This is a genomic window from Terrabacter terrae, from assembly GCF_039529575.1.
GTDB classification, from domain to species: Bacteria; Actinomycetota; Actinomycetes; order Actinomycetales; family Dermatophilaceae; genus Terrabacter; species Terrabacter terrae.
The window spans coordinates 1,463,386-1,476,898 of sequence record NZ_BAAANB010000021.1 but is presented as its reverse complement, the minus strand read 5'-3'; the positions used below and the strand labels follow the sequence as shown (position 1 = coordinate 1,476,898).

At 71.8% G+C, this 13,513-nt stretch carries 12 protein-coding genes; 5 read left to right on the top strand and 7 right to left on the bottom strand.

Annotated elements, in window-relative coordinates; genetic code table 11:
- Positions 1-77 precede the first annotated feature (77 nt).
- Positions 78-2,213, bottom strand: a complete 2,136-nt coding sequence (locus tag ABD194_RS17115) for a DNA gyrase/topoisomerase IV subunit B (protein ID WP_343993572.1) — start codon at positions 2,211-2,213, stop codon at positions 78-80.
- Between the two features lie 407 nt (positions 2,214-2,620).
- Between ABD194_RS17115 and ABD194_RS17110 the strand changes: the two genes are divergently transcribed.
- Both ABD194_RS17110 and ABD194_RS17105 read left to right on the top strand, forming a co-directional pair.
- The gene (locus tag ABD194_RS17110; RefSeq protein WP_142222803.1) at positions 2,621-2,845 is read left to right on the top strand and encodes a DUF7455 domain-containing protein; all 225 of its coding nucleotides are present in this window, start codon (positions 2,621-2,623) and stop codon (positions 2,843-2,845) included.
- A 71-nt stretch (positions 2,846-2,916) separates the two neighbouring features.
- Complete coding sequence (locus tag ABD194_RS17105) at positions 2,917-3,405, top strand: DUF456 domain-containing protein (RefSeq protein WP_343993567.1); 489 nt, start codon at positions 2,917-2,919, stop codon at positions 3,403-3,405.
- A gap of 103 nt (positions 3,406-3,508) precedes the next feature.
- Here ABD194_RS17105 and ABD194_RS17100 read toward each other — a convergent pair whose 3' ends face one another.
- From ABD194_RS17100 to ABD194_RS17075, 6 genes are all read right to left on the bottom strand, one after another.
- Positions 3,509-3,907, bottom strand: coding sequence for a DUF3040 domain-containing protein (locus ABD194_RS17100; RefSeq protein ID WP_343993565.1), 399 nt, complete (start codon positions 3,905-3,907; stop codon positions 3,509-3,511).
- A gap of 74 nt (positions 3,908-3,981) precedes the next feature.
- Positions 3,982-5,241, bottom strand: coding sequence for a DNA polymerase IV (dinB, locus tag ABD194_RS17095; protein ID WP_343993563.1), 1,260 nt, complete (start codon positions 5,239-5,241; stop codon positions 3,982-3,984).
- A gap of 39 nt (positions 5,242-5,280) precedes the next feature.
- A complete protein-coding gene (locus ABD194_RS17090; protein WP_343993561.1) occupies positions 5,281-6,045 on the bottom strand; it encodes a class I SAM-dependent methyltransferase in 765 nt (254 codons plus the stop codon).
- Positions 6,046-6,108: 63 nt separating this feature from the next.
- On the bottom strand, positions 6,109-10,026 hold the full coding sequence (locus ABD194_RS17085) for a DNA polymerase III subunit alpha (protein WP_343993559.1): 3,918 nt from the start codon (positions 10,024-10,026) through the stop codon (positions 6,109-6,111).
- Positions 10,027-10,033: 7 nt separating this feature from the next.
- Positions 10,034-10,507: an SAV_6107 family HEPN domain-containing protein gene (locus tag ABD194_RS17080; protein ID WP_343993557.1), complete on the bottom strand. Its 474-nt coding sequence runs from the start codon at positions 10,505-10,507 to the stop codon at positions 10,034-10,036.
- Between the two features lie 32 nt (positions 10,508-10,539).
- Complete coding sequence (locus tag ABD194_RS17075; RefSeq protein ID WP_343993555.1) at positions 10,540-10,932, bottom strand: DUF6504 family protein; 393 nt, start codon at positions 10,930-10,932, stop codon at positions 10,540-10,542.
- 506 nt (positions 10,933-11,438) lie between these two features.
- Here ABD194_RS17075 and ABD194_RS17070 point away from each other — a divergent pair.
- The 3 genes from ABD194_RS17070 to ABD194_RS17060 all read left to right on the top strand — a co-directional run bounded on the left by ABD194_RS17070 (position 11,439) and on the right by ABD194_RS17060 (position 13,511).
- Entirely contained in the window at positions 11,439-12,158 is a 720-nt protein-coding gene (locus ABD194_RS17070) for a DUF4126 domain-containing protein (protein ID WP_343993553.1), read from the top strand.
- Positions 12,159-12,324: 166 nt separating this feature from the next.
- The gene (locus ABD194_RS17065; protein ID WP_343993551.1) at positions 12,325-12,744 is read left to right on the top strand and encodes a hypothetical protein; all 420 of its coding nucleotides are present in this window, start codon (positions 12,325-12,327) and stop codon (positions 12,742-12,744) included.
- 203 nt (positions 12,745-12,947) lie between these two features.
- Positions 12,948-13,511: a GNAT family N-acetyltransferase gene (locus ABD194_RS17060; RefSeq protein WP_343993549.1), complete on the top strand. Its 564-nt coding sequence runs from the start codon at positions 12,948-12,950 to the stop codon at positions 13,509-13,511.
- The last annotated feature ends 2 nt before the right edge of the window (positions 13,512-13,513 follow it).

Sequence of the window (13,513 nt, the reverse complement as noted above, 5' to 3'; positions counted from 1 at the left end):
ATCGTAAGCACGGAGCGCCGTGGTGTACGGCCGGTGTCAACAGTCGCTGAGCCGCGGTGTTGCCGCGACACGGGCTGTCACGCGTCGATGCGCTCGCGGTCGACCTCGGCCGCGGACTCGATGATGAAGTCCTTGCGGGGCGCCACCTCGTTGCCCATGAGCAGCTCGAAGACCCGCTCGGCGGCCTCGAGGTCGCGCATGGTGACCTTGCGCAGGGTGCGGTGACGCGGGTCCATGGTGGTGTCGGCGAGCTGGTCGGCGTCCATCTCGCCGAGACCCTTGTAGCGCTGCATCGGCTGCTTGATCCTCTTGCCCGACTTCTCGAGCCGAGCGAGGGTTCGCCGCATCTCGACCTCGTTGTAGGTGTAGATCAGCTCGTTCTTCTTGGCGCCCGCGTTGATGACCTCGAGCCGGTGCAGCGGCGGCATGGCCGCATAGACGCGGCCGGCGTCGACGAGGGGACGCATGTAGCGGAAGAAGAGTGTCAGCAGCAGGGTGCGGATGTGGGCGCCGTCGACGTCGGCGTCGGTCATGATGATGACCTTGCCGTAGCGCGCGGCGGCGAGGTCGAAGCTGCGCCCGGAGCCGGCGCCGATCACCTGGATGATCGAGGCGCACTCGGCGTTCTTCAGCATGTCGGAGACCGACGCCTTCTGGACGTTGAGGATCTTGCCGCGGATGGGCAGCAGCGCCTGGAACTCGGAGCTGCGCGCCTCCTTGGCCGTGCCCATGGCCGAGTCGCCCTCGACGATGAACAGCTCGGAGCGCTCGACGTCGGAGGTGCGGCAGTCGCGCAGCTTGGAGGGCAGCGTCGAGCTCTCGAGCGCGTTCTTGCGGCGCTGGGTCTCCTTGTGCAGCCGCGCGCTGATGCGCGACTTCATCTCGGAGACGACCTTCTCGAGCAGGAGCGCGGCCTGGGCCTTGTCGCCACGCTTGGTGGAGGTGAGCCGCTCGGTGAGCTCCTTCTCGACGACCTTGGCGACGATGGCGCGCACGGCGTTGGTGCCGAGCACCTCCTTGGTCTGGCCCTCGAACTGCGGTTCGGCCAGGCGCACGGTGACGACCGCGGTCATGCCGGCGAGGATGTCGTCCTTCTCCGGCTTGTCGTTGCCGACCTTGAGGCGTCGGGCGTTGACCTCGAGCTGTTTGCGGAAGACCTTGAGGACGGCCTGCTCGAACCCGGTGACGTGGGTGCCGCCCTTGGGCGTGGTGATGATGTTGACGAAGGACTGCACCTTCGTGTCGTAGCCCTGGCCCCAGCGCAACGCCACCTCGACGGCGCACTCGCGCTCGAGCTCGGTGGGGGTCATGTGGCCGTTGACGTCGAGCACGGGGACGGTCTCGGTGAAGGTGCCGGAACCCTCGAGCCGCCACACGTCGGTGATCGGCGTGTCGGGAGCCAGGAACTCGACGAAGTCGGTGATGCCGCCGTCGTGCTGGAAGACCTCCTCGATGGGGCCCTCCTCGCCGGGCGTGCCCTTGAGGCGCCGCTCGTCGCGGATGGCGAGGCGCAGCCCCGGGACCAGGAAGGAGGTCTGCCGCGCACGGCCGAGGATGGCGTCGTAGTCGAGCTCGGCATCCTTGAGGAAGATCTGCCGGTCGGGCCAGAAGCGCACGCGCGACCCGGTGACGCCGCGCTTCGCCTTGCCGACGACGGGCAGGGCGCTCTTGCGCTCGTAGGGGGTGAACGGCGCCTCGGGCGAGTGCGGACGGCCGGCCGCGTCGCCGAAGGTGCCCGGCTCGCCGCGGCGGAAGCTCATGCCGTAGGTCTTGCCGGCGCGGTCGACCTCGACGTCGAGCCGCGCCGAGAGGGCGTTGACCACCGAGGCGCCGACGCCGTGGAGGCCACCCGTGGCGGCATACGACGCCCCGCCGAACTTGCCGCCCGCGTGCAGCTTGGTGAAGACGACCTCGACGCCCGACAGCCCGGTGCGCGGCTCGATGTCGACCGGGATGCCGCGCCCGTTGTCGCGGACCTCGATGGAGCCGTCGGAGCTGAGGATGACGTCGATGGCGGTGCACACCCCGGCGAGAGCCTCGTCGACCGCGTTGTCGATGATCTCCCACAGGCAGTGCATGAGGCCGCGCTGGTCGGTCGACCCGATGTACATGCCGGGGCGCTTGCGCACGGCCTCGAGGCCCTCGAGGACCTGGAGGTGTCGCGCGGTGTAGTCGCCGTTGCCGGAGGGAGCGGGTCGGGAGGCGGAGGCCACGGTGTGTCGATCTCTTTCGGTCGGGAAGCGGCCAGCGGTAGGGCTGTGGAGGGCTGGCAGGGGAAGCCTAGCGATGAGCACCGACCTCGCCGGTCAGGCTCGCTGCGGCGCGACGGGGTCGAGGCCTGCGCGCGCGAGTCCGCAGGCCGGATACCGGTACTGAGCCTCGCGCGGTGGGGTACGACAAAACCAGACGGACCACCGTCGCGAATCACCGGCACGTAACGATGTTGGTGCGAGCGGCGTCTCAGCGACCGAGCCTTCTCTACGGGAAGGATTCGACATGGTTCACTGTTGGAACGTCCGCGAAGCGCGAAGGGTCCATCCGCTGGACCGCTCGAGCGTCGTAGGTACATGACAGGGTCTCCCACGAGGAGGCCCCTGAGGGAGGAAAGAGGCGAAACACGATGACGACAGCACTGGCACCCGAGCTGACTGTTGCCGACCGCTGCGACCGATGTGGGGCCCAGGCCTACATCCGCGCCCGCCTCGTTTCCGGCGGAGAGCTGCTCTTCTGCGCACACCACGGTCGGGAGCACCTCCCGGCGCTGAAGGACAAGGCTCTCGACATCCGCGACGAGACGGACCGACTCAACGACGTACCGGGATCCGCTCCCGTCGACGAACGCTGAGTCCAGCAGACGACTTCGACCCGGCCCTTTCCTGACCTCATCCCGATCCTGACGCTGCCGACGGCTGCCCCGTGATCACTGCGACGGACGCTCTCGTCCTCCTCGCGATGCTCGTGGGCACCGTCGGTGTCGTCGTCCCGGTCCTGCCGGGGCTGATCGTGGTGTGGGGTGCGACGCTCGCGTGGGCGATCGCACGACAGGATGGGCCGGGTTGGCTCGTCTTCGGCGTGGCCACCGTGTTGTATGCCGTGGGCCTCGTCGCGAAGTACCTGCTGCCCGGACGCCGGATGAAGAACGCCGGGGTCGATGGCATCGTCGTCGCCGTCGCGCTCGCCGTCGCCGTGGTCGGCTTCTTCGTCGTGCCGGTCGTGGGAGCCCCGCTGGGCTTCGTCCTCGCCGTCTACGTGCTCGAGCACGTCAAGCACCGGGAGCACGCGGCCGCGTGGCGGGCGACGACCCAGGCCATCCGTGCCGTCGCCCTCAACGTCGGGATCGAGCTGGCCACGGCGTTCGCCATCATCGCCACCTGGGGCATCGGCGTCCTGTCGACCCGGGCGTGATCCCTGCATACACCGAAGGACCCTGACGGCATCCGTCCGGGTCCTTCTCGGCGCGTGCTCCTGGCCGGCGCCCTGGCACGTTCAGCTCGGGTTCAGTGCGGGTTCACCACTGGTCGCGGCGCCGCTTCTCCCAGCGCTCCTCGAGGCGCTCCATGAAGGTGGCCGACTTGCGCGTGCCCGCCTTCGCCCTGCCGGGACGCGGCTTGGGGTTGCCGTCGGCGCCGACCGCTGCCAGCTTCGCCTTCGACGGGGTGATGGCGTAGACGATGCCGCCGACCATGACGGCGAACCCGACGGCACCGAGCCAGATGGAGCTGCTCATCGCTGAGAACACGACGAGGGCTAGACCCGCCACACCCGCGACGACACCGGCGACGACGCGGCCGCGTCCCAGGCCGCGCGACTTCGTCTTCTCGATGCGCGATGCGAATCGAGGGTCTTCGGCGTAGAGGGCTTCCTCCATCTGCTGGAGGAGTGCTTCCTCGTGTTCCGAGAGTGCCACCCGGCACCTCCCTGGTGCGAAATCGACTGTGCCCGAATCGTAGATCCCAACGGGTCGACGCGGACTTCTTTACCTCAGGATAGGTCCCGCCGAGCACGTTGGGAACCCGAGGGGGGATCACCCATCAGTGATGCTGGACGCACGGATCCGGCACCGAAACGCGCGCTCGCGCGGTCGACCGCCCGGTCGGCCTCGCGCCACCCGTGCTCGGGCTCGTCGAGGGTCGCCTGGATGGGCGCGACCGCTGACGGCACGAGCCCCTCGAGCCGCACGCCGACGAGTCGGATCCGGGCCCGCTGGAGCCCGAGGCGGTCGTAGAGCTCGCGGGCGGTGGCGAAGATGTCGCGCGAGACGTCGGTGTGGTGGCGCAGCGTCTTGGCCCGTGTGATCGTGGTGAAGTCGGCGAACCGGACCTTGATCGAGACCGTGCGTCCCATCATCCCGGCGGAGCGGGCGCGGGCTGCGGTGCGGTCGGAGAGCCGCAGCAGCTCACGATGGATCCGGACGGGGTCGTCGATGTCGTAGGCGAAGGTCTCGTCGGCGCCGATGGACTTCTCCCGGCGCTCGGGCTTGACGGGGCGGGGGTCGCGTCCCCACGCGAGGTCGTGCAGGCTGCGGCCCGCGACGTCGCCCAAGGCACGCTGGAGCGTCTCGACGGGTGTGTGGGCGAGGTCTGCCACGGTGCGCAGCCCTAGCCGGTGCAGGTGCTCCTCCGTCTTGTCACCCACGCCCCAGATGGCGCCGACGGGAAGCTGGTGCAGGAACGAGACCACCTCCTCGCGCGGCACGACGATGAGCCCGTCGGGCTTGGCGAGGTTGGAGGCGAGCTTGGCGACGAACTTCGTCGAGGCCACCCCCACCGAGCAGGTGATGCCCTGCTCGTCGGCGATGGTGTCGCGCAGCTGCTCGGCGATCTGGGTGGGCCGGCCGAGGCGGCGTACGGCCCCCGAGACGTCGAGGAAGGCCTCGTCGAGGGACAGGGGCTCGACGCTGTCGGTGATGGTCGCGAAGGTCGCCATGACGGCCTCGGAGATGGCGGCGTAGCGGCGGTGGTCCGGCTCGATGATGACCGCCTGCGGGCACAGGCGCTGGGCCCGGGCCATCGGCATCGCCGAGGTGACCCCGAAGGCGCGCGCCTCGTAGGTCGCCGACAGCACGACGGACCGCCCGCTCGCCCCGCCGATGATGACGGGACGCCCACGCAGCTCGGGGCGCGAGATCAGGGAGGCCGACGCGTAGAAGGCGTCCATGTCGACGTGCAGGACGGTGCAGCCGGTGTCGTCGGGTGGCTCGGCGCTCCCCCGGCTCGGTGCGGTGAACTGGCGGCGGCTCATCGTGGGCCCGCCCGACGGGTCGGCTCCGGCGCGATGCCGTCAGCCGCGACGCGCGACGACGTGCAGGGCACTGCCGAGGCTCCGGAGGAACTCGCGTCCGGGACCGGTGACGAGCAGCTCGTCGAGCTCGGCCAGGGCGGCCCGGTCGGCGTCGGAGTCGACGAGTGAGGCCGGTACGAGGTGGCCCAGGATGTTGGTGCCGCGCACCTGCACGTCGGTGAAGCCGGCCTGGGCAAGGAGCGTCTCGAGCTGCTCGACGTCGAAGCGGCGCGGGAGCGGGTCGGTGCGCCCCCAGCGGCCCGAGGGGTCGGCGAGGGCGGCACGAGCCTGACCGAACTCTCCGGCGATCGCCTTGGCGAAGACGACGGACAACCGGCCGGAGACGAGCAGGGAGAGCACGCCCCCGTCTCCGAGCGCCCGGGCGATGGCGTGGAGCGTCGCGGCGGGGTCGTCGACGAACTCGAGGGTGCCGTGGCAGCAGGCGAGGTCGACCTGACGGCCGGCGAGGATGGCATCGAGCGAGTCGCCGTCGCCCTGCACGCCGGTGACGCGGTCGACGATCCCGGCCTCACGTGCCCGGCGGGCGAGCGAGGCGAGGGCGTCGGGGCTGGGGTCCACGACGGTGACGCGGTGGCCGGCCTCCGCGAGGGGGACGGCGACTCCCCCGGTGCCGCCCCCGAGGTCGAGGACCTCGAGCGGTCGACCGAGCCGGGCACCGCACTCGTCGGCGATGCGGCCCACGGCCGCGACGACGGCCGACGGGCGAAGCCCTCCACGTCGCTGGGGGCGCTGCTCGTCGGGCACGGGATCCTCCGTCGGGGAACGTGGTACGCGTGGTGCTGCGCGTGTGTCATCTGCATCTTCACCCTAGTGCCCTGAGCTTCCCGGACTCGCGTGCCACAGCTTGCGTGGCGCCCCACCCACAGGGGTGGTGGGAACCAGTCCGCTCGTGCCACGCGGCCCCCTGACGTCGTCACCCGCCGGCTTGATGTCGGCGTACGGCGACTGCTTGAACCCGGAGGCGTGGACGAGCACCCGGCGGCCGTCGGGCCCCTCGCCGACCCCGGTGCCCCTCGCGCCGCCCGGACCTTCGAGCGCGTCGGCCCGCTCCCGGGCTGCCCGGTCGGCCTCGTCGAGGGCGTCGCGGACGGCGACGATGCCCCCCGAGGTCCACGCCTCCTGCAGCGCGGACAGCTCCCACGCTCCGGTGGCCCGGATCGAGACGCCACGAGGACCGGTGCGGCGCACGACCCCTCGGCAGAGCAGCAGCCACGAGTGGAAGACGGTGGCGGCATACGGGCCCTGCACGTCCTCGAAGAAGGTGAGGTCGGCCGGCCCGGTCGCGTCGTCGAGCGTGAGGAAGACGACCCGGCGCCCGCTGCGGATCGGTGGCGTCTGGGTGGCGACCTTGACCCCCGCGACGAGGACCTCCCGGCCGCTACGCCCGGAGAGCAGGTCACGCGCCCGGGTGACGCCGAGCGCGTCGAGCAGCGGTCGGTAGAAGTCGACGACGTGACCGCTCGCGTCGAGGCCGAGCACCTCGAGCTCGGCCCGGACCCGTTCGGGGCCGGTCATCTCCGGCAGGCCACTCGTCGTGGAGAGCCTCGGCGTGTCACCGAGGTCGAGCGTCAGCTGGGTGGCGACGTGGGCGGGGGCGCCCGCAGAAGCCTGGGACTGGGCCGCCGCGAGCGCCCTGATGTCGCCGGTGGCCGAGACCGACGTCACCCGCCCCCGGGACGTGCCGGACCCCGATGAGCGGCTCGCGGCGGACACCCGCCGACGTGACGAGCGCTGTGACGCCGACCAGCGGTCCAGCTCGGCGACGTGGAGCAGCAGGTCGCGCCGGGTGACCTGCCCACGGCGGCCGAGACCGCCTCGGGTGCGGGCCACCACGCCCACAGTTCGCTCGTCGAGCCGGGTCGGGCCACCGAGGTCGATGCCGTGCAGGGAGTCGAAGGCCCCGGCGAGCACGAGCTTCTCGGCGACGGGCCGCGACACGTGCGCACGCTGCCAGAAGTCGGACAGGCTGGAGTAGGGCTGCCCCGCGACGATCTGGGCGACCTCGGCCTCGCTGATGCCGTGGACGTCGGCGAGCGAGAGCCGGATCGCCTCGCCGCCGTCGTCGGTGCGCTCGAAGCGGTAGGTGCCGGTCGAGACGTTGACGTCGAGGCCGAGGATCGAGATGCCGAAGGTGCGCGCGTCATCGAGGATGAGCCGCTTGGGGTACATGCCCGGGTCGTGGGTCAGCACCCCGGCGAGGAAGGCTGCCGGGTGGTGCGTCTTGAGCCACGCGGACTGGTAGGTCGGCAGGGCGAACGCGGCGGCGTGGGCCTTGCAGAAGCCGAACGACGCGAAGGCCTTGAGGACCTCCCAGATCTTGTCGGCGACCTCCGGGGCGTAGCCGCGCGCCTTCGCGGCCGGCCGCCACCAGGCCTCGATCCGCTGCTGCCCGTCGGGGGTGCCGAGCGCACGGCGCACCTCGTCGGCCTGGGCCAGCGTGACGCCGGTCGTCTCGGCGACGATCATGAGGACCTGCTCGTGGAAGACGACCACTCCCTCGGTCTCCTCGAGCGCGGGCACGAGTGACGGGTGCAGGTAGGACGGGTCGTCCCAGCCCTGCCGGGCATTGAGGAACGGGATGATCATGTCGCTCTTGACCGGGCCCGGCCGGAAGAGCGAGATGTCGATGATGAGGTCGTCGAAGCTGCGCGGTCCGAACTTGCCGATCAGCTCGCGCTGGCCCGGGCTCTCGATCTGGAAGCAGCCGAGGGTCTTGGTCGAGCGGACCAGCTCGAAGGTGGGCTCGTCGTCGAAGGGGACCTGCGACTCGTCGTCGAGGTCGACGTGCTCGCCGTCGACCCGCTCGACCTCGGCGACGGCGTGAGCCATCGCCGACTGCATGCGGATGCCGAGGACGTCGAGCTTGAGCAGGCCCATCTCCTCGACGTCGTCCTTGTCGAACTGGCTCATCGGGAAGCCGAGCCAGCTCGCCTCGACGGGGGTGCGGTCGAGCAGGACGGAGTCGGAGAGCACCACGCCGCACGGGTGCAGGGCGATGTGCCGGGGCAGGCCGTCGAGGCGCTCGACGATGTCGAACATCAGCTGCAGGCGCGGCACGTCGAGCCCGCTGGCGCGCAGCTCGGGCAGCTCGGCGAGGGCGTTGCGCACGTTGCGCGCGGCGATGTGCGGGAAGGCCTTGGCCATCGCGTCGACCTCGGGCGGTGGCAGCCCGAGCGCGGCGCCGGCGTCACGGATCGCGTGACGCACCCGGTAGGTGTCCATCATCGAGACGCAGGTGACCCGTTCACCACCGAAGTGGTCGAGGATGCGCTCGTAGATCTCGGTGCGGCGGGCCGACTCGACGTCGATGTCGATGTCGGGCAGCTCGGCGCGCAACGGGGAGCAGAAACGCTCCATGAGCAGTCCGTGGCGCATCGGGTCGACCCCGGAGATGCCGAGGAGGTAGTTGACGAGCGACCCCGCCCCGGAGCCTCGGGCCGCGACCCGCACGCGCATCTCGCGGATGAGGTCGCAGACCTGGGCGACGGTGAGGAAGTACGTCGCATAGCCGAGGGTCTCGATGACGCCGAGCTCGTCCTCAAGCCGGTCGCTGACGGCGACGAGCTCGGAGTCGGAGCGTCCCGGGTAGCGGGTCGGGATGGCCTCACGGCACCGGCGCGCGAGGACGCGGTGGGGGTTGGTGCCGGGCCGGAGGCCGAGGACGCCCGGCTCGGGCAGGTGGACCGAGCCGATGCCGAGGTCGGCCCGTGGGTCCTGGACGCACTCGGCGGCGAGGGCCGTGGTGCGGGCGAGCAGCTCGCGCGCCTGCTCGCGCGCGAGCGCCCCGCCGCCGACGAGGCCCGGTCCGGAGACCTGCACGACGTCGAGCGCCAGTGCGTGCATCAGGGGCGTGGGCGACAGGTGTCCGGCAGTGGTGACCCGGTCGAGGTGCCGGGAATCGAGGGCGACGAGCCGGCGAGCGGCGTCGAGGACGTCGACGATGGCGGCGTCCTGTGGGTCGGTGTGGCGCACCGCGGCCGTGATGACGCTCGGCACGCCGACCTCCCGGGCCAGCGCGAGCATGCGCGCGGCCTGGCCGAGGCTGCCGGGCTGGTGCTCCGGGCCGCCGTGGCAGACGACCTCGACGACGACGGCGCCGTGCGGGAGCAGCGCGACCCACCGCTCGAGGGCCGCGCGGGCGCGGTCGCGCCGCTTGGCGAGGACCGCACGCCCGACGTCGGAGTCGGGCCCGAGCAGCACGACGAGGCGAGAGGGCCTGCCGTCCTCGGGGCCCGGTGCCGACCCGGGCGCGGGGTGCGAGCTCGCGTGCTCGGCGAGGAGCCCGGCGGTCGTGACGGGGTTGCCGCGCTCCCCGCGCAGGTGGGTCGCGGTGACGAGCCTGCAGAGCGCCGCCCACCCCTCGCCCGGCGCGAGACCGCCACCACTGCCCCGGGCGAGCACAGTGACACGAGGCAGCCGGGGGTCGACGAGCGCACCACCGCGCACCGGCGTGCGCACAGGGCGCGAGCGTTCGGGCTGCTCGGGCCCGAGAGCGAGGTCGACGCCGAGGACCGGGGCGACGTCGTGCTCCATGCACGCGCGCACGAACTTGACTGCGCCGTAGAGCCCGTCGCGATCGGTCAGGGCGAGGGCCGGCTGCCCGAATGCTGCGGCCCGCTCGACGAGCTCGTGCGGCTTGGCGGTGCCGTAGCGCATGGAGTATCCCGAGGCGACGTGCAGGTGCACGAAGCTCTCTGCGGTGGTGGTGGCGTAGGTGGGGGTCATGCCGTGGTCACGCCCCGTTGGCCCGGCTCCTCGAGACGGGCGTGATCGACTGCGGCAGGGGGACGGTCAGCGGGACGCCGAGAAGGTCCTGGACGATCTCGAGGAACATCTCGGCCTGTCGCAGCAGGTCGTCGGACTCACGGGCGCTGACGTGGTCGCCGCGGTCGATGGCCGAGCGGTGCGCGGAGCAGGCCGCGAAGAAGGCGGCCCACTCCCCCAGCTCGGGGGCGACACCGGGCAGGACCTGCCAGACGCTCCGAGGGCGGGCTCTCGGGGTCGGGACGGTGCGGGCCGCCACCAGGGCAGCGGCCGCCCGGAGCGCCCCGAGGTGGGCGCCGCGGTAGCGCTCGGAGGCGTCACTGGTGCGGCAGGCAGCCTCGAGCGTGGTGCGGGCCCGCTCGAGCAGGTCGAGCACGGGGACCGAGATCGGACGCATGGTCGATGGACGCGAGATGGGCGGGCGCAGGTGTGCTGTGGTCACGGTGCTTCCTCTTCTCCGGACGTTGGGTGCGGTCAGTCGGCGACCCGCACGAGCGACCACCGGTCGCCTCGCGCGGACTCGTCGTGGGCGAGGTCGTAGACCCCGGGCGCGAACGACCACCCCGGGCTGGCCTCGACCCGCCAGAGATGCTGCTCGCTGGCCGCGGCGACGAGCGTCTCGCCGGGACGGACCTGTGCCTCGTCGGCCTGGAGCGCGTCGTGCCACCAAGCACGGCGCTCGCGCCACTGGGCGAGGACGCGGCGCACGACGTAGAGCCGGCCACGCCAGATGAAGGCCTCCGGCGACGGTCCGCAGGCCCCTCCCTCGAAGGGGTCACCCACATCCGGCGAGCCCGACGAGCCCGACGAGCCCGACGAGCCCGACGAGCCCGCAGCGCCGACCATCGAGTCGACGCGCTGGGTCACCCCATGCTGCTGACGCTCCCGCAGTCTCACCTGCACGGAGTCACTGAACCTACGCACCACGACACGTCTCCCTCGGACACGTCGAGGCCGACATCACGACCCAGACCACCCGCGCCCCACACGAGCAGCCCGACACCAACCGACGACTGAACTGACTACCTGACATTCGAACACCTGTTCGATACTCAAAGCGTAACCCCTGCCGCCGACAGCGTGTCGAGATCGGCCCACCGGCACCCGCCCTGTGATCTGAGTAGCGGTGCTCAGGCCCGTGCTCCGCACCCCGGGCACAGTGGGCGTCGCGGGTTCGGTCCGCGAACGGAGGGGTGCAGGGGTCCCGTCCGCTCGCGGATCGGGCCCGTTCTCACGTGCCGGGGGTGCTACCCCGTCGCGTCGTCCCGGGTATTGCAAAGAACGTCAGGCTCGTTGAAACCCTGCTCGCCCCTCCGAGGCGGCCGCAGGTTGCACCGGCGCTCCCGCGACGGCGCGTGACCGAAGGAGTGTCCGTGGGAGCCGAGCTCATCCCCCTGGCCTTCACCACCGGCTGGGGCAGCGGGATCAACGCGTACGCGGTCGTGCTCGTCCTCGGGCTCGCCGACCGGATCTTCGGCCTCGGCCAGATCCCCGACGCCCTGGCGCGCACCGACGTGCTGGTCGGCGCAGGCATCCTCTTCGCCGTCGAGATGCTCGCCGACAAGATTCCCTACGTCGACTCGCTCTGGGACTCCGTCCACACCGTGGTGAGACCAGCCGTGGGGGCGACCATCGGCTACCTCATCGGCCATGAGACGGCCAGCCTCGATGCCGCCATCGGCGCGGCCACCGGTGGCGTCACGGCGCTGGTCTCGCACGGGATCAAGGCCGGCCTGCGAGCCGCCGTCAACACCTCGCCGGAGCCGGCGAGCAACGTCGTCGTCAGCACCACCGAGGACGTCACCGTCACCGGGATCACGGCGCTCGCCATCGCCCACCCGTGGTGGGCTGCCTCCATCGCCCTCGTCCTCCTCGCGGCCGGCGCCTTCCTCGTCTACAAGCTGGCCGCGCGCATCCGCCGCTACAAGCGCCGCTACGACGCGTGGGGCGAGCGCGTCGGCATCGCGGCTCCCAGGGCCAGACGGCGCCGGCCCTCGCCCGGGTCGGCCCCACCTCGCCCACGGACGCAGGTGGAGACGCAGGTGAAGACGCGGGCCGACCGCTCCGCCCGGCCCTTCGACCAGGAGGTCTGAGCCACCGGCCCATGGCCGCTCACAGGCTGCACGCCGGTCCCACAGGGGTCGCCCACGTCCACGAGGGGCCGGCCACAGCAGGGCCTCCCACGGTGGGTGCAGCTGGCACGAGGCCAGCCCATCGAAGGAATGGACCGCATGAAGAACAAGACGATCGCGCTCGCGGGTGCCGGCATCGTGGCCGTCTCGGCGCTCGCGCTCGGCGGGGCAGCGCTCGCCCCGCGCAGACGAGACCGGGACCGCCACCACGAGCGCCGACGCCAGCACCGACTCCAGCACCGACTCCAGCACCGACACCGACACCGACACCGACACCGACACCGACACCGACACCGACACGGGCTCCTACAAGCAGGACGCCCCGTACGGCAGCGGCAGCGGCGACAGCGAGGACCACCTGAACGGCAAAGGGCCCGATGGAGCGGGCAGCCAAGGAGCACACGAAGACCGCGGTGACAGCGATGACAACGACGGCGACGGCGACGGCACGCACGGGACGAAGGGCGGGCAGGACCAGCAGGGCGAGCAGGGCGAAGCCCCCGCCTCCCCCGGCGGCACGACCACCACGACGCCGTCGAGCACCTGAACCCGAGCACACCGACCCCGAGCCACACCGAGCCACACCGAGCCACACCGAGCCACACCGAGACGGGCGGCCGGCCCCGCTCCTGGCGCTGGCCGGCCACCCGGTGCGGTCCCCGGCACACGGCGGCCTGCAGGCGGGAAACGACGTGGCGGCGGCCGGTGCACGTCGGGGACGATGCAGTGGTGACAGCCAGCCCGTGGCCCATGCGAGTCGGCCCGCTCCACCTGCGTGAGGCGGCCGGTGCCGACGTCGAGCGCATGCTCGCCTTCCGCAACGACCCCTCGGTGAACCGCTTCATGCTGCGCACCCACGTCGACCCGGCGGCCTTCCGGGCGGAGTGGTCGGCGATCGGCGCCCGCGAGACGGACTTCTCCTGCGTGGCCGAGGTGGACGGAACGGTCGCCGCCATCGGCTTCCTCGACGTCGTGGACGGGATGGGACAGCCCGGGATGCCCCGGCGCACCGAGGCCGTCATCGGCTACATCGTGGACCCGCAGCTCACCGGCCGCGGCGTGGCGAGCGCGCTCGCCCGCGGACTGCTGGCCGCCGCCTTCGGCCAACTCGGCCTCCGGCGCGTCACGGCCGGGTGCTTCGCCGACAACCTGGCGTCGGCTCGCGTGCTCGAGAAGGCCGGGATGCGGCGCGAGCAGCACGGGGTCGAGGACTCGTGGCACGCCGAGCTCGGGTGGGTCGACGGCTACCAGTACGCGATGCTCGACCGGGAGTGGCGGGCACAGCAGCCTGCCGGCGTGCGCCGGCAGGCCTAGGC

What these genes read in the sequence shown, in the direction of transcription:
- ABD194_RS17110 (WP_142222803.1), top strand. Translation starts at nt 2,621, where the DNA reads ATGACGACAGCACTGGCACCCGAGCTGACTGTTGCCGACCGCTGCGAC.
- dinB (WP_343993563.1), bottom strand. Translation starts at nt 5,241, where the DNA reads ATGAGCCGCCGCCAGTTCACCGCACCGAGCCGGGGGAGCGCCGAGCCA.
- ABD194_RS17085 (WP_343993559.1), bottom strand. Translation starts at nt 10,026, where the DNA reads ATGACCCCCACCTACGCCACCACCACCGCAGAGAGCTTCGTGCACCTG.
- ABD194_RS17060 (WP_343993549.1), top strand. Translation starts at nt 12,948, where the DNA reads ATGCGAGTCGGCCCGCTCCACCTGCGTGAGGCGGCCGGTGCCGACGTC.